Source organism: Neptuniibacter sp. 1_MG-2023, from assembly GCF_030547185.1.
GTDB lineage: Bacteria > Pseudomonadota > Gammaproteobacteria > Pseudomonadales > Balneatricaceae > Neptuniibacter.
On sequence record NZ_JAUOQR010000013.1, the window covers coordinates 39755 to 60452 of the forward strand.

Genomic DNA, 20698 nt, shown 5'->3' on the forward strand with positions numbered 1-20698 from the left:
TAAATAACAGACTTTAAATTATGTCCGTGGGCGCATGGCAGGAAACAGAATCACATCGCGAATTGAAGGCGAATCAGTAAATAGCATGACCAAACGGTCAATACCAATACCTTCCCCCGCAGTCGGTGGTAAGCCATATTCTAAAGCATTGATGTAGTCATCATCATAATGCATTGCTTCATCATCACCTGCATCTTTTTCTGCCACTTGAGCACTAAAGCGCTCTGCTTGATCTTCTGAGTCATTTAACTCGGAGAAACCATTAGCAAGCTCACGGCCGGCAACAAAGAACTCAAAGCGATCTGTTACAAATGGGTTATCATCGCTACGACGCGCAAGCGGTGAGACCTCAGTTGGGTATTCAGTAATAAAGGTCGGTTGCTGAAGGCGATGTTCAACCGTTTTCTCAAAGATTTCGATCTGAACTTTACCTAAGCCCCAACTATCTTTAACTGCAATATCTAAACGCTCAGCTATTTGACGCGCTGCATGATCATCAGCCAAAGCTTCAGCAGTAATATCTTCATTAAAATGCAAGATAGAATCAAACACACTTAAACGCTGAAACGGCTTAGCCATATCGTATTCAAAGGTTTCAAGGACTTCACCTTCATCATTACGAACCGTATTGATGATCGTTGTTGTACCTAACACCTCTTGTGCCACAGTGCGCAGCATATTTTCGGTTAGGTCCATCAGGTCATGATAGTCGGCATAAGCCTGATAGAACTCAATCATAGTGAATTCTGGGTTATGACGCGTCGATAGACCTTCGTTACGGAAGTTACGGTTGATCTCAAAAACACGTTCAAAACCGCCCACGACCAAACGTTTCAAATAAAGCTCAGGTGCAATACGAAGATACATATCACGATCTAACGCGTTATGGTGGGTAATAAATGGGCGTGCCGTCGCTCCACCTGGAATAACCTGAAGCATTGGTGTTTCTGCTTCAATAAAACGACGTTCGGTAAGGAAGTTACGAATACCGGATACAATTTTAGAACGCATTTCAAACACGTTACGTGAATCTTGATTAGTAATCAGATCAACATAACGCTGACGGTAACGAATTTCGGTATCCTGCAAACCTTTATGTTTATCCGGTAGCGGACGTAGGTTTTTAGTTAATAACTGGTATTCACCCATATCTACATAAAGATCACCTTTACCTGACTTATGTAGTACACCCGTAACACCAATAATATCACCAAGATCTAAACGCTTAGCAAACTTACGCGCTTCTTTATTGACATAAAACTGCACACGGCCAGTCATATCTTGAATCACGCCAAATGCGCCACGATTAAGCATTACACGACCAGCAATACTAACGGTAATCGCTGCTTCTTCTAGCTCTTCCTTAGTCTTATCGCCATACTGATCTTGCAAATCCTGAGCGTAAGAATCACGACGGAAGTTATTTGGAAATGCATTCCCCTCTTCACGAAGCGCATTTAGTTTTTCTCGGCGCTCTGCAATCAGGCGGTTCTCATCTTGCTTCTGATTATTGTCAGACATCGGTGGTAAACCTTTAAATTTGTTAACTAATAGCCCTACCCGAAAGGAAGAACTTAGCGGTTACAGTTTAAGGCGCAAAACCTATCCCTGTAACAAACGCTATAACCTCAAGAGATCTGTTTACAAACCAGCTTTTAAACTCGCTTCAATAAATAGATCTAGATCGCCATCCAGTACCTTGTCACAGTTGGAACTCTGCACATTGGTACGTAGATCCTTGATACGCTGATCATCTAAAACGTAAGAACGAATCTGGCTACCCCAGCCAATATCCGCTTTTGAGTCTTCTAATTCTTGCGCTGCTTCACTGCGTTTTAACATCTCCATCTCATAGAGTTTTGCACGCAGCTGCTTCATACAAGTATCTTTGTTCTGGTGCTGTGAACGCTGACTCTGACTCTGCACAACAATACCTGATGGTTCATGGGTAATACGTACAGCAGATTCCGTTCTGTTTACATGCTGTCCACCTGCACCCGAGGCACGGTAAACATCAACACGTAGATCAGCAGGGTTAATATCGATCTCTACGTTATCGTCAATCTCCGGCGAAACAAATACCGAAGAAAAGGAAGTATGACGGCGGCCACCAGAATCAAAAGGTGATTTACGTACTAAACGGTGTACACCCGTTTCTGTACGAAGCCAACCAAATGCATATTCACCTTGAAAGCGAATCGTAGCAGATTTAATCCCTGCCACATCACCCGCTGAGCACTCTAACAATTCAGTTTTAAAGCCTTTATCTTCGCCCCAGCGAAGATACATTCGCAACATCATCTCAGCCCAGTCTTGAGCTTCTGTGCCACCAGAACCTGACTGAATATCCAGAAAGGCATTATTAGGATCCGCTTCACCAGAAAACATACGACGAAATTCAAGTTTCTGTAGACGTTCCATCATGGCCGCCACATCATTTTCGACTTCACCGACCGTATCTTCATCGTCTTCTTCGACGGCCATATCCAGCAGGTCACGGGTATCTTCAACACCCGCAGTCAGATCGTCAATTGTTTCAACAACCATCTCAAGTGCTGAACGTTCTTTACCAAGCTGTTGAGCATTTTCTGGATTATCCCAAATAGCGGGATCTTCTAGCTCACGAGTCACCTCTTCTAGGCGCTCTTTTTTACCTTCATAATCAAGAAAACCGCGCAATTCGTTCGCGCGTTCGCTAATATCTTTTAAGGCATTGAGAATCGGGTTAATTTCCATGATAAAAATCGTAGACGGCCGTTTGAAAAAGTGCGGTATTTTATCGAAATTAAGCGTATAACACTACCAATTTCGACCCTATCTACGCTTTAATTGCCTTTAAAATGAAATTCTCGACTCAAACTAGCATCACACAGAAACAAAGATTTAGAATAAGTTTATTCAGTAACTACGGAATCAAAGATGCTTAGTAAAACCATCCTATTACTCTGCACACTTATTTTTACACCCCATCTATACGCGTCTACAGGCGGCACTCCCCTAATATTGTCTGATATGACCGGATCAATTTTTGGTATTTTGGCACTGATTATTTTTGTTATCGGTTATATTTTTGTACTCGGTGAAGAGTTTATCCACCTTCGAAAATCAAAACCGATTATGGTGGCGGCAGGATTGATATGGTTATTAACAGGTATCGCCTACTCTCTTAGTGGCGACGAATTCACAGCGGGATTAGCCGTAAAGCAATACATTCTCGAATATGCCGAGCTATTTCTATTTCTATTAGCCGCTATGACATTTATCACAACAATGGAGGAGCGATTAGTGTTCGCAGCCCTCCGGTCTTGGCTTGTTGTGCAAAGCTTCTCCTTAAGAAAGATCTATTGGATTACGGGTCTACTCGCATTTTTTATCTCACCTATAGCTGACAACCTTTCAACGGCATTACTCATGGGTGCTGTCGTGCTAGCCGTGGGTAATTCATACCATCATTTTGTTACTGTCGGTTGTATCAATATTGTTATTGCCGCCAATGCAGGAGGGGCATTCAGCCCGTTCGGTGATATTACAACACTTATGGTTTGGCAAAAGGGGCTGGTTCAATTTGAGGAGTTTTTACTACTTTTCTTCCCTGCATTAATTACTTGGTTTATACCTGCACTCATTATGAATAGAGTGATTGAGGATGGCCCACCATCCGGCGAAACAAACCTCCTTCATATGAAGAAAGGTGCTATTACAATTATCTTTATTTTCCTCTTCACAATTGTTCTGTCCGTACTGTCGCACAGCATTTTACACTTGCCTCCCGTACTCGGCATGATGACTGGGTTAGGGATACTGAAATTATTTGGCTTCTACATCAGCAAACAAGCCCCCATCGTCCAAGAACAAGGGCATATTCACAACTTTCAAGCCGAAAATATGCAAAGCCACGAACAGAGCAAAGGCGATAACGCAGATGTGATCCGCCGCTTCAATATATTCAAAGTTGTTGAGCGCTCCTCATGGGATACACTTATGTTTTTCTATGGCGTCGTACTTTGTGTAGGCGGGCTCGCGACGTTAGGCTACCTTACGCTCCTATCTGAATTTATGTATAACGGCTTAGGTGCCACAACGGCCAATATACTCGTAGGGGTCGCCTCAGCATTGATAGATAACATTCCTGTTATGTTTGCAGTATTGAGCATGAAACCCGATATGAACGTACAGCAGTGGTTACTCGTCACACTGACTGCTGGCATTGGTGGTTCACTTCTTTCTGTAGGTTCAGCAGCCGGGATAGCGCTCATGGGACAAGCTCAAGGGGTTTACACTTTTATGAGCCATCTGAAATGGAGTTGGGCAATATTGATCGGTTATAGCTTTGGTATATTAACCCACCTGTATATTAGCGGGTTAATATAGGAAGCATCCATAACGCATAACAATCAACGTCAAAGCATATCAAACTCAGCGAGGACCTGTTGTGACCATTGCTCAACCCGTGCAAGGGTCTCACCATGCTGACAATCTTCATCGATTGCCAAACCAACAAACTGACGACCATCTTCAGTTAACGCTTTAGATGCATCAAAACTATAGCCTTCAATAGGCCAGTACCCGACCATCTCAGCACCTTGTGCTTTCAGAAGATCGTGGAGTAATCCCATCGCATCAAGAAACCATTCGCCGTAACCAATTTGATCGCCCAAACCAAATACAGCGCAGGTCTTACCTGCAACATTAGCGTTTTCTACAATCTCCCATAAATCAGCCCAATCTTCCTGCAATTCCCCAAAATCCCAAGTAGGGATGCCTAAAATAAGATATTGATAATCAGAGAGACCGTCTAAACCATCCGCTGCAATATCGATCCGATCGATTTTATCAAACCCTATATTTTCAGCGATAAGATCCGCAACGCTTTCAGTATTCCCCGTTGTCGAACCATAAAAAAGACCAATCGGTGCTGCCATTCTTTATACCTTACCCCAAATAAACAAAAAGCAGCCCTTGGCTGCTTTTATAAATGATAACAAATTACTTATTAAAAGCATCGAAAGCAGAATGTGCAATCTCTTCAATTTCCATTCTTGCATCTTGTAAAGCTTTCAAATTTTGATCACTAGCGCTTTTAATTGTTGTTTCCAAATCTCGTGCATAACTCTTTTGAAGATCAACAAGGTCGGTAGGCGACTGGCATTTCTGCATCTCTTGTGTCTGCTGTATAGTGGCTTCAATACAAGATTTAGTACACGCCATCTGCTGCCGAGTTAGCTCCTCCAACATTTTCGTTTGTATATTAACCAGTTCTCTAAAAGGCTCTATTGAATCTGATATTTTCTTATTCATGTCTTGGAACATAACAACTTCCTCTACCCTACCGCCAGAAGCACAACAATTTAACGCCGTTTATAATTCACATAATGTACGCATGATTTATTTCTTTAATCACTTATAATAAAGCACTCTATCATTGAAATGGCAAAGCTTATCTTGCCCTTATGATACCAAATAACAATATTAAGGATGTAGAAAATGCGCCTATTACACACTATGTTACGTGTCACAGATTTACAAAAATCAATAGACTTCTACACCAATATATTAGGAATGCAGCTTTTACGCAGCAAGGATTACCCTGAAGGTCGTTTCTCCCTTACCTTTTTAGGCTACGGTGACGAATCTGAGACCACAGCATTAGAATTAACTCATAATTGGGACACTGATAGTTATGATTTAGGTAATGCTTATGGTCATATCGCGATTGAAGTGGATGATGTATACAAAGCCTGCGAAAAAATAAAAAGTAAGGGCGGTGAGATCGTTCGTGAAGCTGGACCTATGAAAAACAGCACAACCATACTTGCCTTCGCAAAAGACCCCGATGGCTACATGATTGAGCTACTCGACAAAACACGAAACGACTAAGTCTCCCCCCTCCAAACAGATATAAAATATCAACTCTGCAGCGATCAGCCTTATCGCTGCAGAGAATACCTTTTACACCGATAAGAAACGCCGAGCAATCCCACCTCACTGACACTCCACCTAACGGACCAAAACCTGCATTTAAGCACCCCTCAAATACCGAAAAACCTTAATCATCGGTAATTACACCCTTATTTTTAGACGTGGATCATTATCAGGACAATAGCAACGATGTATATTAGAATCCACTAAACAACAAGGGCCGCGATTTTATAAATTGCATATAAAATTCACCTTTATCTTCATAAGATATGAAAATTTGTCTTCAATAGGGTTATAATTACCCACCTCTCTCGAATCCTAACGACATTTAAAGTGAGCGATACTCGATGAAGAAACAAATCCTTTTAGCTGCAGGTTTGATGCTAAGCATTAGCACAACCCAACTAATAGCAGCTGATCTAGGCAAAGGCACGATAGCTTTTGACAACAAAGATTACACTACTGCGTTTAATGAGCTGAATTCGTTGGCTAAAGAAGGCAACCAAGATGCTATGAACATGGTTGGCCAAATGTATGAAAATGGCTGGGGCGTTGATAAAGACATTAAAAAAGCCCGCCGTTTTTATAGCCGCGGTGCAGCTTTAGGTCATATGGGCTCCGTTAACAGCCTGCGAGCCTTAAAAAACCAAGAATACAAAAAAGAACTGGTTACAGTCCTACCTGCTGCAGAAGCGGGAGATGCTACAGCACAAAACCGTCTAGGAGAGATGGCGGAATTTGGCTACGGCATGAAACGAGATCCAAATTTAGCAATTCAGTGGTATAAACAAGCCGCTGACCAAGGCTTAATTGCTGCACAACATAATATCGGACGCTGCTACAATTTTGGCACGGGCGTAGAGCAGGACTTTGCCGAAGCTGAACATTGGTATCGTAAAGCTGCAGAACAAGGCCATACCGATGCAATGTTCTTTTTAGGTACTCTTTACTCCAATAATCATGGAGCACAAGCTGACCAGAACACTAACGTTTTAGCTTACGCATGGATGCATAATGCAGCAGAGCTTGGTAATCGCACAGCGGTGGCTATCGAGAAACGCCTAGTTATGAAGCTGAATGAAAGTGAATTAAGCGATGCAAAACAATTAGCGGCAACTTACCGCCAAGAGTACGTCGGCAAATAAACTTCATATCGACTTATTCGATAAAGGCGATCTTATGATCGCCTTTATTATTTTATAAGACCCTATTTACTTTAAAGAAGCGCTAAGCTGATTTTATTTCATTCAAGATCACTATTGATTGATGATATAATGATCAACAACACTGATAGATACCCCCTTGATAAACAGGTACGATCTTTCACCCCAAGCCGCCACCCTTATAAGATGAATAAACCTTATGAATAGCGTGAAAACGCCCTCTACAACTATGTTAAATATACCTTCTAATCGTACACGCAAAGCCGCAGTAGTTATCTTTGCAGCAAGCTTGTTTATCTATAGTTTGTATTGGCTAAACACCTATGAATCCAACAAGCTTATGTGGCTTATGTTTATCGGCGGACTGCTAGGCCTTTCTCTTTATCATGCGTCATTTGGCTTCACTACAGCTTGGCGCAACTTCATCATCAACCGTCGAGGTCGCGGTCTAAGAGCGCAGATGATTATGCTCGCCGTGACGGTATGCCTGTTCTTCCCTGCATTAAATGCAGGTGAGCTTTTTGGCGAAGAGGTTAGAGGTTATATCCGCCCATTGGGCTCTTCAGTCCTTATCGGCGCATTTATCTTCGGTATTGGTATGCAACTAGGTAACGGCTGCGCATCGGGCAACCTTTATCATGCAGGCGGTGGTCAAGTACGCGCTATACCAAGCATGATCGGCTTTGTAATAGGTGGATTATGGGCAACAGCAGACTATGAATGGTGGATGGAACTTCCCCAGTTCACCCCTATATCCCTAATTGAAGAAACCGGTGTTAGTGCTGCCATCATCTTAAACCTCGCCCTGTTTGCTGCAATTTCAGGACTTACTATCTGGTTAGAGAAACGCACCCACGGGGAGATAGAAAAAGATAACCCATTAGCCGACACCAATCATTGGCGGCGCTACCTACAAGGCCCATGGCCTTTTATTTGGGGAGCACTCGCTTTAGCATGTTTGAACTTCGCCACACTGGCACTAACCGGCCGCCCATGGGCCGTTGCAGTAGCCTATCCGCTTTGGGGTGCAAAACTTGCGATGCTTCTCGAAATGGAACTAGAATTCGATTTTTGGACTTACTGGCTACAACCGGGAAGGGAAACCGCTCTAAGCCAACCCCTTACCAGCGATATTAATTCAGTAATGAACGCGGGTGTATTACTCGGTGCCTTTTTTGCTGCAGCAATAGCGGGTAAATTTTCCTTCGAGTGGCGCTTACCTTTGTTACATTGGGTCGCAGCCATTTTAGGTGGATTGATGCTAGGTTATGGCGCTACTATAGCCTTTGGCTGTAATATTGGCGCCTATTTTGGCGGCATAGCCTCTGGTAGCTTACATGGCTGGCTATGGTTGATTGCAGCCTTTGCGGGGAGTTATATAGGCAGTCACCTACGCCCCTTGTTTAAATTAGATAAAAAAACATCAATGCGTAGCTCGTGTTAAAAACACTTATCATTTTTAAATAATTAAGATTAAAGCGGTCCCCGATGTCACGTTCATTTAAAGAAACATATTCCGATATAAAAGTTGCCAGCCCAATCAAACGTTTAGGCGCTTTTGTCTATGACATGATACTGATTATCGCGTTACTTATGGTTTCCACCGGTATTATCACTATGGGATTTAATCAGGGAGAGTCCGTCCAAGGCCCCCTCTTCCAATCCTTCCTTTTTATTTTGGTCTACCTGTTTTTATCTTTTTTCTGGATGAGAAACGGCCAAACATTAGGCATGCTTGCCTGGCGTTTACGGGTGCAAACCACAGAAGGAGAGCGCCTGAATGCAAAGCAATGCTTACTTCGATATATCGTAGGTATACTCTCCCTATTGGCGGGAGGTGCAGGATTTTTATGGATGTTCATCAACAAACAAAAAATGACATGGCACGACATAGCCTCAGGCACTCATGTTATTGAACTACCTAAGCGCGCTAAGATTTTAGAATAAACATGAATAAGCTGTGGCTTAGCTAAACAATCCACAGCTCATAAGTGAGTTACTTAGCTCTATTAAGTAACCAAAAACCAAGCCCAATACAGATCAGAATCGGCAACAACACAGCAACTAAAGGCGAAAAGCCAAACACGGCACTGGTTGGCCCTAAAACATCTTGGCTTAGCTTAAAGGTCAAACCTACAATAATACCGGTTATCAAGCGCTGCCCTAATGTAACACTGCGCAAAGGACCAAAAATAAAAGACACTGCAACAATAACTAAGGCAAAAATAGCAACTGGAAGTAATAACTTACTCCAGAAAGCAACACGATATTGCGAAGAAGCTAATCCCTGCTCATCCAGATAATCCCCGTAAGAAAGTAGCCCAGCCATAGATAAATTGGTCGGTTCAATCATCACAACTTTAAGCAATTCAGGTGTCAAACCGCTCGGCCAAACCTCTTCTTTAAGTATGGATGTTTCCAACTGTACCGTAGCGGGGTCACTGTCATCAACCTTGTTTGGAAAACGAGTTTCTTTAATATCCGATAGTAACCAATCTTTGCCATCATAACGTGCCTCTTTTGCAAAACTAGCACGTGCCAAGGTCAAGTCGTCATTAAATTCATAACGGGTCAAGCCACGTACAGAGCCATCAGGGATAACCGCATTAATATGCAAGAAGGTCATCTCATCTCTATGCCAAACATGGCTTGCATCACTAATCGCTGAATTCCCTGTAAGCATCACCTGACGATGGCTTTGCGCACTCTGCTCACTTTGTGGCACAACGAACTCACCCAAACTTAAGGCCATCACAATAATCAGCAGTACAGGCTTCATCACAGATAAGATAATACCGAATGTTGAAATACCAGCCGCCCGCATAACCGTCAGCTCTGAACTAGAGGCCAAAATACCTAACCCTAACAAACACCCAATTAAGCTAGACAGAGGAATAAATTCATAGAAACGACGCGGCGCTGTTAACATAATGTACTTAAGTGCGGCAGCAAAGGTATAGTCGCCCGCAACGTCTTTCATCTCTTCGACTAACGCGAAAAGCATATCCAAACCAGCAACCACTAAAAGAACAATTAGAAAGCCCCCCAGCACATGACGGGCTACATAAAGGTCTAAAATTTTCATGAGCTCTTTTTCCAAGGCAGACGAATCGTCGGTAGAGGTATCTGGTTATATAACCGACTCCAGAACGCACCAAACAAAATCATATTGAAAGCAAAGGCCGCAAACACAAGGTGTACTAACCAGATCATAATAGGTGAACTCTGTCCCTCACCCACCTCACTCGTAATGCTACTAAGAACCGAGATGTAAACTAAATAGATAAGGATAGAGGGCACCAAACGGGCAAAGCGCCCTTGTCTAGGATTCACACGACTCAAAGGCACAGCCAAAAGCGTTACAACAATAGCTAATACAGGCAAAGATAAGCGCCAATTTAATTGCGCACGATATTTTGGCTCATCTGAATTCCAAAGTACCGATGTTGGCAAGGCTTCAATTTTATCATAACGAATTTCATTATCTTTCCGCGCGATTTCGCTACCATACTTCTGGAACCCTAACTCAACAAAATCACCAGAACCGGGCGAACCTTCATAACGAAAACCATCTTCCAAGACAACAAAACGCTGATCTCGTTCTTTATCAAGTAATGTATCACCACTAGCGGCCAAGGTGACTCGCGTACGGTTGTTACTTTTATTCTTATCGGAGATAAACGTCATACCGAGCAAACCATCGTTTGTAACGGAATCTGTATAAGTAACTCGCGCACTGCTATTTTGACGCTGAAAACGCCCCGGCACTAAGCTCTCCAACTCACTGCGACTTTCCTGCTCATCAAAAATCTTATTTGTTTCTGATGCACCGTAAGGCGATATAAAAATAGCTAAGACGCCCACAATCAAAGCAACAAGCAACGCAGGCCCCATAGAGTAACCGATTAAGCGTCGGCGGCTCATTCCACAAGCCTCTAACACGGTCATCTCACTTTCAAGATAAAGACGTCCATAGCCCAACAAAAAGCCTAAAAATAAACCTAAAGGCAAGATTAGCTCAAGGAAACCAGGCAAACGATAAAAGATAAGGGAAAATAGAACATTAGGATCTAACTCACCAACAGCCGCTTTCGATAAATACCGAACAAAGCGCCCACTCATAATAATAAACAGCAGCACAGAACTCACAGCAAGCATGCTGAACAAAACTTCACGTGCTAAATAGCGAAAAACGATCACTCTATGTCCTTAATGAAAACTGTTACTGACCCAAAAATGGTTTATATTATTAGGCTTTGACAGTAAATAAAGCAGATTGCCACAAGAAATTGCCTACTTATTTTAAAAACCGATATGGAAAATCTATTTAGTATCAGGTCACACACCTATATAGTAGCCAACATTATCCTTTAATCTGCGGACAATGTCTTGTGCAGACGCATACACGCCTCAAGTTGGAGCCAATATGGATTTTGAAATTGTAAACGGTGATATCGCATCACTTGAAACCGAATGTCTAATCATCGCTGTAGAAGCAGATTCTACCCTACCCCCCGCAGCTAAAGCAGCCGATGAAGCAAGCGCTGGTTATATTAGCGAGATTTTAAAGGGTGGTGATATCAGCGGTAAAAATGCTGAGAGTCTACTACTACACAAAGTACCAGGGCTTGCCGCTAAACGCGTATTACTACTAGGCTTTGGCAAAGAAGATGAGCGTAACAACCGAAACTTCCGCAAAACAATCACTACGGCAATGGGCGTTGTTAAAAGCACAGGCGTAAGCAATATAACTTTTGCCTTAGATTGCACACTGACAGACGATACTGACCACTACCGCCAACTTCGCCATTTAGTTGAGTGGAGCGGCGCTGAGCTGTACACCTACGATGAAACTAAAAGCACAAAAGCTGACCCATTAAAATTAGAACAGATCGCTATTCTTGTTCCCGAAGAAAATGCCGATTTGGCAGAAACTGCTCTTTTAGATGGCACCGCAATTGTAAACGGCATGAGCATCGCTCGTGACCTTGGCAATTTACCCGGCAATATCTGCACACCTACTCACTTAGCCGAACAAGCCCTTGAGTTAGACGATGAATTTGACGACCTAACAACAACCATCGTTGATGAAGAGGAAATGGCTGAGCTAGGTATGCACTGCCTACTTTCTGTTGGCGCAGGCAGCGTTCAGCCTTCAAAGCTAATTGTTATGGAATACAAAGGTGGCCCTGAAGGTGAAAAGCCACATGTATTAGTCGGCAAAGGCGTTACCTTTGATACCGGCGGTATCTCCCTCAAGCCCGGCGGCGGCATGGACGAGATGAAATATGATATGTGTGGCGCGGCCAGCGTATTTGGAGCAATGACTGCTGTATGTGAAATGGCACTGCCAATCAATGTTGTAGGTATTGTTGCAGCAGCAGAAAACATGCCGAGCGGTAACGCAACTAAACCTGGCGATATTGTAACGACTATGTCAGGTCAAACAGTTGAGATCCTAAACACCGATGCGGAAGGTCGCTTAGTACTATGTGATGCACTAACTTATGCGGGCCGTTTCGAGCCAGCATCTGTAGTTGATATTGCAACCTTAACGGGTGCTTGTATCATCGCCCTAGGCCATCACGCAACAGGCGTACTAACGAATACTGACGACTTAGCTCAAGAGCTTATCGAAGCAAGTAATCAAGCCGCTGATAAAGCTTGGCAGTTGCCTTTATGGGACGAGTTCCAAGAACAACTTGATTCTAACTTTGCTGATATTGCGAACATTGGTGGTCGCCCAGGCGGCACTATTACTGCAGCCTGCTTCCTCTCTCGCTTTACGAAAGAGTATCGTTGGGCCCATTTAGATATAGCGGGTGTAGCATGGCACAGTGGTGGCAAAGCGAAAGGCGCTACAGGTCGCTGCGTTCCTTTGTTGACGCAATACCTGCTTAACCAAGCAGCGGAAGAAGAATAGAGTCTAGAGTTAAAATAGATGACCAGCAAAGCTGATTTTTACGTACTGCCTTCAACCGATCCCGATGCTCGGGGTCGTTTTCTTTGCCGTTTGGTTGAAAAGATCCGCGCCCTTGGACATGAGATATTTATCCAAACTCGCGACGAAAGTGAAGCCCAACGTATAGATCAGCTCCTCTGGGAGTATCGCCCTGAATCCTTTATCCCTCACAGCTTATTAAATGAGGAAGATACTGCAGGCGTAAAGATAGGCTGGGACGAACAACGCCCAGCCCATCACGATGTTTACGTTAACCTTAATTTAGAGATCCCTGAAGACGCGCTAAACTTTGATCGTATTCTTGAAATTGTTGTGCAAAGTGAGGACATACTTACCTCAACACGAAGCAACTACAAGCTCTATCAAAAAAACAATGTGCAAATAGATATGCATGATATGCGTAAAAAAGTCTGATATAGACTGTCTTATTCAATGATCGAGAGCTAAACATCTGCAACTTACTCTAACCTGTAGAATAAAACCCACGTAACACACCACCCTCCCCTAAATCCCGTCCGTCCAAGCGCAGCATAAAAATAGATCAAAACATCTACCCCAATCCCTCGCCACTTATTAGTTTTAACCTGTATAATGCCGGGTTTATTTGTGCCTCCCAACCATTCAGGGAAGCCCACAACTGACTGATTTTCAGAAAATACTTTTCGGAAGAACTAGAGCGCCATGGAAACTACTTACCAGCCGCAAGAGATCGAAAAATCCTGGTACAAAACCTGGGAAGAAAACAACTACTTTGCCCCATCTGGCGAAGGTGACTCCTACTGCATCATGATTCCGCCGCCAAATGTCACTGGTAGCTTACATATGGGTCACGCTTTCCAGCATACGATCATGGATGCGCTCACACGCTACAAGCGTATGCAGGGCAAAAATACATTGTGGCAAGTCGGTACTGACCACGCGGGTATCGCAACCCAGATGGTTGTAGAACGTAAACTGGCCGCAGAAAGTCAGCAAACACGCCATGACCTTGGCCGCGATGCGTTTATCGAAAAGATCTGGGAATGGAAAGAGGAATCCGGCGGCACAATTACTAACCAGATGCGCCGCCTAGGCAACTCTGTTGACTGGAACACTGAGCGTTTCACTATGGACTCGGGCTTTTACAAAGCCGTACAAGAAGTCTTTATCCGCCTCTATGATGAAGGCCTAGTTTACCGTGGTAAACGCCTTGTAAACTGGGATCCAAAACTACATACCGCCATCTCTGACCTTGAAGTAGAGAACAAAGAGACCAAAGGCAAAATGTGGTACCTACGTTACCCGCTTGCGGATGGCGCTAAAACAGCTGCAGGTGAAGATTTCCTTGTGGTTGGTACAACCCGTCCAGAAACCATGCTGGGCGATACCGGTGTAGCAGTTAACCCAGAAGATGAGCGCTATAAAGACCTAATCGGCAAAGAGATTATCCTGCCATTAGTGGGTCGCCGTATTCCCATTGTTGGCGATGAACATGCCGATATGGATAAAGGTACCGGTTGTGTAAAAATCACGCCTGCTCATGACTTCAACGATAACGAAGTCGGCAAACGCTGCAATCTACCTATGATTAATATCCTGACCTACAACGCTGATATTCGCGATGAAGGTGAAGGATTTAATACCGACGGAACGCCTAACAGCGATCTTAATACAGCTATTCCAGAAAAATATCGCGGTATGGAACGCTTTGCTGCTCGTCGTGCAATCGTTGCGGATTTTGAAGAAGCCGGTTTACTGGTTAAGATCGAAGAAAACGATATGACCGTGCCTTACGGTGATCGCGGCGGTGTTGTGATCGAGCCGATGCTAACGGACCAATGGTTTGCTGATGCAAAAACACTGGCTAAACCTGCGGTCGAAGCGGTAGAGAATGGCGACATAAAATTTGTACCACAGCAGTACGAAAATATGTACAACGCTTGGATGCGTGATATCCAAGACTGGTGTATCTCTCGCCAACTATGGTGGGGCCACCGCATCCCTGCTTTCTACGACAATGAAGGCAATGTCTATGTCGCTAACGATAAAGAAGCAGCACGTCAGAAATACAATCTAGATCCCGAAACTGAACTGCGCCAAGACGATGACGTTCTTGACACATGGTTCAGCTCGGCACTATGGACATTCGGCACACTAGGCTGGCCTGAAAACACCCAGCGCCTGCAAACGTTCCACCCGACCGATGTACTGGTTACCGGCTTCGATATTATCTTCTTCTGGGTTGCCCGCATGATCATGATGACCATGCACTTTATGAAAGATGAAGACGGCAAACCCCAAGTACCTTTCAAAACCGTTTACGTTACTGGCCTAATCCGTGACGAAAACGGTGACAAGATGTCTAAATCTAAAGGCAACGTACTAGATCCGTTGGATATGATTGACGGTATCGAGCTACAAACGCTACTTGAGAAACGTACCGGAAACATGATGCAGCCACAATTGGCTGAAAAGATCGGCAAACGTACCGAGAAAGAGTTCCCAGAAGGGATCTCTGCCCACGGTACTGATGCCCTACGTTTCACCCTTGCTGCCCTAGCCTCTACAGGCCGTGACATCAACTGGGATATGAAGCGCCTAGAAGGTTACCGTAACTTCTGTAACAAAATCTGGAACGCAGCACGTTACGTATTAATGAACACAGAAGGCGAAGATTGCGGTCAGAACGCCACTGACGATAGCGGTATCGAGCTATCTTTAGCAGACCGTTGGATCAGCAGCCGTCTACAGCAAGTCGAAACCGAAGTGATCAAGCATTTCGACGAATACCGTTTCGATATGGCCTCTAAAACCCTGTATGACTTCATCTGGAATGAATACTGCGGCTGGTACTTAGAACTATCTAAACCTGTATTATGGGACGAAAATGCCTCTGCAGAAGCAAAACGTGGTACACGCCGCACGTTGGTTCGCGTACTTGAAGCGCTCCTTCGTTTAGCACACCCAATCATGCCTTACATCACAGAAGAGATCTGGCAACAAGTCAAAGGCTTAGCGGGTAAAGATGGCGAGACCATCATGAACCAGCCCTACCCTGTTGCTAACAATGACAAGTTCGATGCAGCCGCTGAAACGGAGATCGAATGGCTAAAAGGTGTTATTACTGGCGTACGTAACATTCGCGGTGAAATGGGGATCTCTCCAGCTAAAGAACTTTCGGTACTGCTACAAAACGGCGGTCCTGAAGATTTAACCCGCCTTAACGCTAACCGTACTTTCCTATGTAAATTAGCCGCCCTGGAAAGCATCACTTGGCTTAATGCCGATGACGAAGCGCCAATGTCTGCCACTCAATTGGTAGGCAAAATGGAAGTGTTAGTCCCTATGGCTGGCCTGATCAACAAAGATGCAGAACTAGCTCGTCTACAAAAAGAGCTAGACAAACTACAGAAAGAGATCGGTCGAATCAAAGGCAAACTTAGCAATGAGAAGTTTGTATCCAACGCACCTGAAGCGGTTATCGCTAAAGAGCGTGAAAAGATGGCGGCCTCTCAATCTTCTTTTGATAAGTTACAAGAGCAATATGCGAAAATTGAAGCGCTTTAATTAAGCACTAGATATTTGAAGCATAAAAAAGCCCAGACACTGTTCTGGGCTTTTTTTTGGGAAAAAGCCCAAATAGAGATTTAGGCCTTTTAGACGGTTAAAACAACCGTAAGTTACTTTAACCTACGCACTAGCGTTGATAAGTAACCCCGTTTCAGTACTACCTTGATTCGACGATAACAGCGTCATAAGCTCATCAAAGTTAACCGTTCCATCATCATTAAACACAGCAGAAATTGCGTCTTCACCATAATCTTCAGTTAACTTTGCTTGGAGCTCTTCGCTCGACACAGCGCCACCTGGTGGTGGCGGAGGGGGTGGCATAGCACCAGCTCCAGCCGCTTGGTTTGCTGGGTCAAAACTACTGAGCAATTCAGTCAACGCCGTTTCATCGATGGTGCCATCATCAGCCAATACACTACTCGCATCGACGCCAAAACGGCTTTCAAGGTTTTCCACTAACTCTTCAGCAGAAATATTCCCATCTTCAACAGCAGAGACCATATTGAGCGCCATCTCATCCGCAGAGGGTGGTTTCCCCATCTGCTGAGGAGATCCCATGGGCTGTGTACCCGTAACGTTCATAACCTTCTCCTTAAACATAATTTTGTATAAAGCTTCGATAAATCTGCAAAGGCCATGCCCTATCACTCTATAGATACAGTTCTTTTGACTGCTTAATATTTCTTAACTTAGCTTTACACAACTTTACATAAAACGAAGAAAATACAGCTACCCAGCATTAAAAATAACAACACCTGTAACTCAGACCACCTTGAATAACCACACAAAGCGGCAACCTATTGCCACCAACGCAGAAAAACCAATAAGAAATGAATAATAAAACTAAACGACTTAGCAGAAACTTAATCGACACACTCTATTAAAAACTTGGAGTTTATCTAGAAAGCCTCACTACACCCGCCTGGAAAATGAGTTAAATATGCAAACGACACTAGAGGTATGGAAAGCAGAACTATAAAAATCATTTGGAAGCGTTCTCTACAGGAAGCCAAGCCATGCGCGATAATCTTTCATCTTATACCTTTGAGTTCTCTACAAAAATACCAAATCCCACCCTATAGCACCTTACAGGGACTTGCCCTTCACCGTTTAATTATCAAATATTATTTGATAATTAATCAAAAACTACCCTGTTTATTAATATTAAAAAAAGCCTATGATCCCTATCACTGAATGAAATAACCCTTATCGCTTAATTATCGTTAAAGGTTTTTTGAGAGGGTTAATCCTCTAATCTCAAACCCGGTTTATATCAAGGAACCCCCATGAACAGTCCAATTATTGACGATCTAGTATCAAGGCATACCTGTAAAAAATATGACCCTACTCGTAAGGTCTCTAAAGCGAATATGGAGATTCTATACGAGGCAATGCGCTTATCTGCTTCATCTATAAATTCACAGCCGTGGAAATTTATCGTTATCGAAAGTGATGCCGCAAAAGAGCGCATGAGCAGCACCTTTGAGCATAACTTTCAGTTCAATCAGCCCCATGTATTTGATAGTTCTCACATGATTCTTTTTGCCCACAACCCTCGCTATACACGCGATCATTATGCCGAGGTTGTCGATAACGGCATTGAGGACAAACGAACCAAGCCTGAAGAAAGAGAGAGCGCTTTTGGCGGTTTCTTCTTTGCAGAGATGAACACCGATGAATCCGGTGATACCACCACTTGGACCAAAGCGCAGACCTACATCGCCCTTGGTAATACGTTGCATACAGTCGCAAGACTCGGCTTAGATTCAACACCCATGGAAGGTATTGATATTGAAATGGTAAACAAAGAGTTTTCCAAAGAACTCGATGGGTACGAATGCCATGTTGCACTCGCAATTGGTTACCGCCACCCTGAAGACGATTACAATGCAGCGATACCAAAATCACGTCGTAGATTTGATAGCGTGTTTACCATCCTTTAGGCATTGCTCATCCCCCCTTAGATTAAAACCCCGCGACTGGTGTTATGCCAGTCGCTGCTATCTCCTTATTCCGATACCGTTCTCGCTCGAAACTCTCCCCGTAGGAAGCCACCCCGTGTGCGATGGTTTTGTGCCCTATTTCTTTTTAAGGCGTTCACTTATAAAGAGAAGAAAGTGCATTCAGAGCAATTGCCTAAAAGGACAATTGCATCCCCACCAAGGCTAGGTTAAAAATACAGAGAAATCATATGGATGTATGTCTGGCATAAGTAGATATACGAGGCTTTTACAACCAGCTCATGTATATCAATTACTCATACCTGTGTTTGGTTTTTCATGGAAGGTATACCGTCAATTCTTTAGCTTGTCCTTCCCTTTCAAACCATTACATCTGCTTTAAATCAATTACAGTAAGGGTATATACACACCTCCCGTATATACAAATGTAAAAGGCTTTGTGAATATAGTGTCAAATAAAATACAAGTTAATGAAGAAATATACACACACGAGTACCTCTGGAGATCTTCAACTAAATTACTTGATCTAGCGACAGATGACTCATATCACTATTTAATGCCATCACTACTAATGAGTTACCTTGCGTTTGAAGCATTTATAAATTTTTGTGGGTACGCTGTCTTCCCAGAAACATGGAAAAACGAAAAAGAGCACTTTAAAGGCAAAGGCATAGAAGGAAAAATAGAAGAGATTGTTGACTTAGTTCCAGAGTTTAAATGGAACAAAGGAACCCCTCCGTACCAAACAGTCAGAAAAATCGCAAATTACAGAGATATGATGGCACACGGAAAAGTAGTAGCATCATCATATACAGCTGAAGAAAAGGAAATCGGGTCTCACTTTCGTTATGACCACGACTGGGACAAATATCTTACTCGGGAATTCGTCAAAAAGGCGAGAGATTGCATCCAGAGTTTTTCTGAACTACTGCTTATCGAGCTAAGAGAAGTATCTGATCACCCCCATCTAATCTTTAAAGCCTATGAAGGAAGTTTAGCAAGTGCAAATGGCCATCCATAAATCAGTTAAGAACAGATAAAACCCTCCACCCTAGCTTAACTAACTCCACCTCCTGCCCTACAACAACCCCGACTTAATCAGATCAAAACTTTCTAATATGCGTGCTACATACTGATCTTTAGGTCGAAAGCTGCCTTGGGTCTGTTTGAGTAAATCATTTTCCATATGTTTAAGCATTTTGCGCAGCCGGAAACGATGCAACCCTGTTTTCGCTTGTATTGGGTCAGTGACAACACCAGATAAGGCGGCAAAAGATGCCAGTAATGTCAGCACAAACACTATACTCAGTGTAGTTAAGCCCAAAGATGGATCAGGTGGGAAAGCACCATAATAGAGCTCCCCCATGCTATGACCAAAAACAAAATCCGAGGCAGCTAATTGGATACTTAATGAATAGGCTAGCATTAGCGCGATACCTATGCCTCCGGGTGTGAATTTCTGGAAGGCAAAGGCTCCTAAGATAGTACATGACAGTGTGTTTGCAATATCAGCTGAAGCGGTTCTGGCAACTTGATACTGGGCTAGAGATTCAGTAACAATAGGTTGAAAACAGGCATGGAAGTGTTTTTCATCCACTTCCACATGTTCTGCACGTTGATAAATATTGCGCAATTCATCTGTGATATACCAGTTAAGGAAGTATTCGCCTTCACCCAAATCTCGCTCTGCTACTTTAAGCAAATCACTGAGAACCAGATCAGAAATTTGTTTCTGAACATCTGTGGTGAAACCGGCGGGAATAGCAGCCAATATTTTGCCTAACCGATCACCCCCTGAAAAACGACCTACCAAAAACTTAAACAAACTGATTAAGGTAAAACAGGGTGCCCAAAAAAGATTAACTGGGGCACGGAAAATATCTAACCCCCAAGCAATACGGTTGGTTTTTATAGCACCGGGATAATTAAAATGCTGGCTTACAAAATCAGGAATACGCGCCTGGCAAGATGCAAAGTAACGCTTGATACCACGCTCAATAGCTGGCTTGATCTCTCTCGACAAGTTCGCAATAGGTAGCGTTAGGTCTGAGTGTGACATAAATAACTTAGCCGAAGTAAGACCTTATGGCCATGATGATAAAAACCTTATTGAGTTTAAAACCCTTAGGTTAAGCCCTGATGAA

18 protein-coding genes are annotated in these 20698 nt (G+C 43.4%); 10 read left to right on the top strand and 8 right to left on the bottom strand.

The window, feature by feature from the left end; translation table 11 throughout:
- Nucleotides 1-18: 18 nt before the first annotated feature.
- Nucleotides 19-1521, bottom strand: a complete 1503-nt coding sequence (gene lysS / locus Q4492_RS13500) for a lysine--tRNA ligase (protein WP_303418892.1) — start codon at nt 1519-1521, stop codon at nt 19-21.
- A gap of 120 nt (nt 1522-1641) precedes the next feature.
- Nucleotides 1642-2736 carry a peptide chain release factor 2 gene (prfB, locus tag Q4492_RS13505; RefSeq protein ID WP_303418894.1) on the bottom strand — a complete coding sequence of 365 codons (1095 nt, stop codon included), beginning with the start codon at nt 2734-2736 and terminating at the stop codon, nt 1642-1644.
- Between the two features lie 183 nt (nt 2737-2919).
- Here prfB and nhaD point away from each other — a divergent pair, with 183 nt between their 5' ends.
- Nucleotides 2920-4371, top strand: coding sequence for a sodium:proton antiporter NhaD (gene nhaD / locus Q4492_RS13510; protein ID WP_303418897.1), 1452 nt, complete (start codon nt 2920-2922; stop codon nt 4369-4371).
- Between the two features lie 29 nt (nt 4372-4400).
- On the opposite strand, the gene fldB is transcribed toward nhaD, so the two are convergent.
- Both fldB and Q4492_RS13520 read right to left on the bottom strand, forming a co-directional pair.
- Entirely contained in the window at nt 4401-4922 is a 522-nt protein-coding gene (gene fldB / locus Q4492_RS13515; RefSeq protein ID WP_303418900.1) for a flavodoxin FldB, read from the bottom strand.
- Between the two features lie 64 nt (nt 4923-4986).
- Nucleotides 4987-5310, bottom strand: a complete 324-nt coding sequence (locus Q4492_RS13520; RefSeq protein WP_303418903.1) for a phasin family protein — start codon at nt 5308-5310, stop codon at nt 4987-4989.
- Between the two features lie 174 nt (nt 5311-5484).
- Between Q4492_RS13520 and gloA the strand changes: the two genes are divergently transcribed.
- From gloA to Q4492_RS13540, 4 genes are all read left to right on the top strand, one after another.
- A complete protein-coding gene (gloA, locus tag Q4492_RS13525) occupies nt 5485-5877 on the top strand; it encodes a lactoylglutathione lyase (protein WP_067865885.1) in 393 nt (130 codons plus the stop codon).
- A gap of 389 nt (nt 5878-6266) precedes the next feature.
- On the top strand, nt 6267-7064 hold the full coding sequence (locus Q4492_RS13530; protein WP_303418907.1) for a tetratricopeptide repeat protein: 798 nt from the start codon (nt 6267-6269) through the stop codon (nt 7062-7064).
- 217 nt (nt 7065-7281) lie between these two features.
- Nucleotides 7282-8526, top strand: coding sequence for a YeeE/YedE family protein (locus Q4492_RS13535; RefSeq protein ID WP_303418910.1), 1245 nt, complete (start codon nt 7282-7284; stop codon nt 8524-8526).
- A gap of 44 nt (nt 8527-8570) precedes the next feature.
- The gene (locus Q4492_RS13540) at nt 8571-9029 is read left to right on the top strand and encodes an RDD family protein (protein ID WP_303418912.1); all 459 of its coding nucleotides are present in this window, start codon (nt 8571-8573) and stop codon (nt 9027-9029) included.
- A gap of 49 nt (nt 9030-9078) precedes the next feature.
- On the opposite strand, the gene lptG is transcribed toward Q4492_RS13540, so the two are convergent.
- Together lptG and lptF are read right to left on the bottom strand one after the other, a co-directional pair.
- Complete coding sequence (gene lptG / locus Q4492_RS13545) at nt 9079-10167, bottom strand: LPS export ABC transporter permease LptG (protein ID WP_303418915.1); 1089 nt, start codon at nt 10165-10167, stop codon at nt 9079-9081.
- Nucleotides 10164-11282, bottom strand: a complete 1119-nt coding sequence (gene lptF / locus Q4492_RS13550) for an LPS export ABC transporter permease LptF (RefSeq protein WP_303418917.1) — start codon at nt 11280-11282, stop codon at nt 10164-10166. Before lptF ends, lptG begins: the two co-directional genes overlap by 4 nt.
- Nucleotides 11283-11508: 226 nt before the next feature.
- Here lptF and Q4492_RS13555 point away from each other — a divergent pair, with 226 nt between their 5' ends.
- The 3 genes from Q4492_RS13555 to Q4492_RS13565 all read left to right on the top strand — a co-directional run bounded on the left by Q4492_RS13555 (nt 11509) and on the right by Q4492_RS13565 (nt 16590).
- Nucleotides 11509-13005 (top strand): leucyl aminopeptidase, encoded by a 1497-nt coding sequence (locus tag Q4492_RS13555; protein ID WP_303418920.1) that lies wholly within the window; start codon nt 11509-11511, stop codon nt 13003-13005.
- Between the two features lie 18 nt (nt 13006-13023).
- A complete protein-coding gene (locus Q4492_RS13560; RefSeq protein ID WP_303418923.1) occupies nt 13024-13458 on the top strand; it encodes a DNA polymerase III subunit chi in 435 nt (144 codons plus the stop codon).
- Between the two features lie 267 nt (nt 13459-13725).
- A complete protein-coding gene (locus tag Q4492_RS13565) occupies nt 13726-16590 on the top strand; it encodes a valine--tRNA ligase (protein WP_303418926.1) in 2865 nt (954 codons plus the stop codon).
- A gap of 123 nt (nt 16591-16713) precedes the next feature.
- Here Q4492_RS13565 and Q4492_RS13570 read toward each other — a convergent pair whose 3' ends face one another.
- Nucleotides 16714-17175: a hypothetical protein gene (locus Q4492_RS13570; protein ID WP_303418928.1), complete on the bottom strand. Its 462-nt coding sequence runs from the start codon at nt 17173-17175 to the stop codon at nt 16714-16716.
- 704 nt (nt 17176-17879) lie between these two features.
- Here Q4492_RS13570 and Q4492_RS13575 point away from each other — a divergent pair.
- Both Q4492_RS13575 and Q4492_RS13580 read left to right on the top strand, forming a co-directional pair.
- Nucleotides 17880-18536, top strand: a complete 657-nt coding sequence (locus tag Q4492_RS13575; protein ID WP_303418931.1) for a nitroreductase family protein — start codon at nt 17880-17882, stop codon at nt 18534-18536.
- Between the two features lie 466 nt (nt 18537-19002).
- Complete coding sequence (locus Q4492_RS13580) at nt 19003-19575, top strand: hypothetical protein (RefSeq protein ID WP_303418934.1); 573 nt, start codon at nt 19003-19005, stop codon at nt 19573-19575.
- Nucleotides 19576-19632: 57 nt separating this feature from the next.
- Here Q4492_RS13580 and Q4492_RS13585 read toward each other — a convergent pair whose 3' ends face one another.
- Nucleotides 19633-20613, bottom strand: a complete 981-nt coding sequence (locus Q4492_RS13585) for a DUF6635 family protein (protein WP_303418936.1) — start codon at nt 20611-20613, stop codon at nt 19633-19635.
- Nucleotides 20614-20698 lie beyond the last annotated feature (85 nt).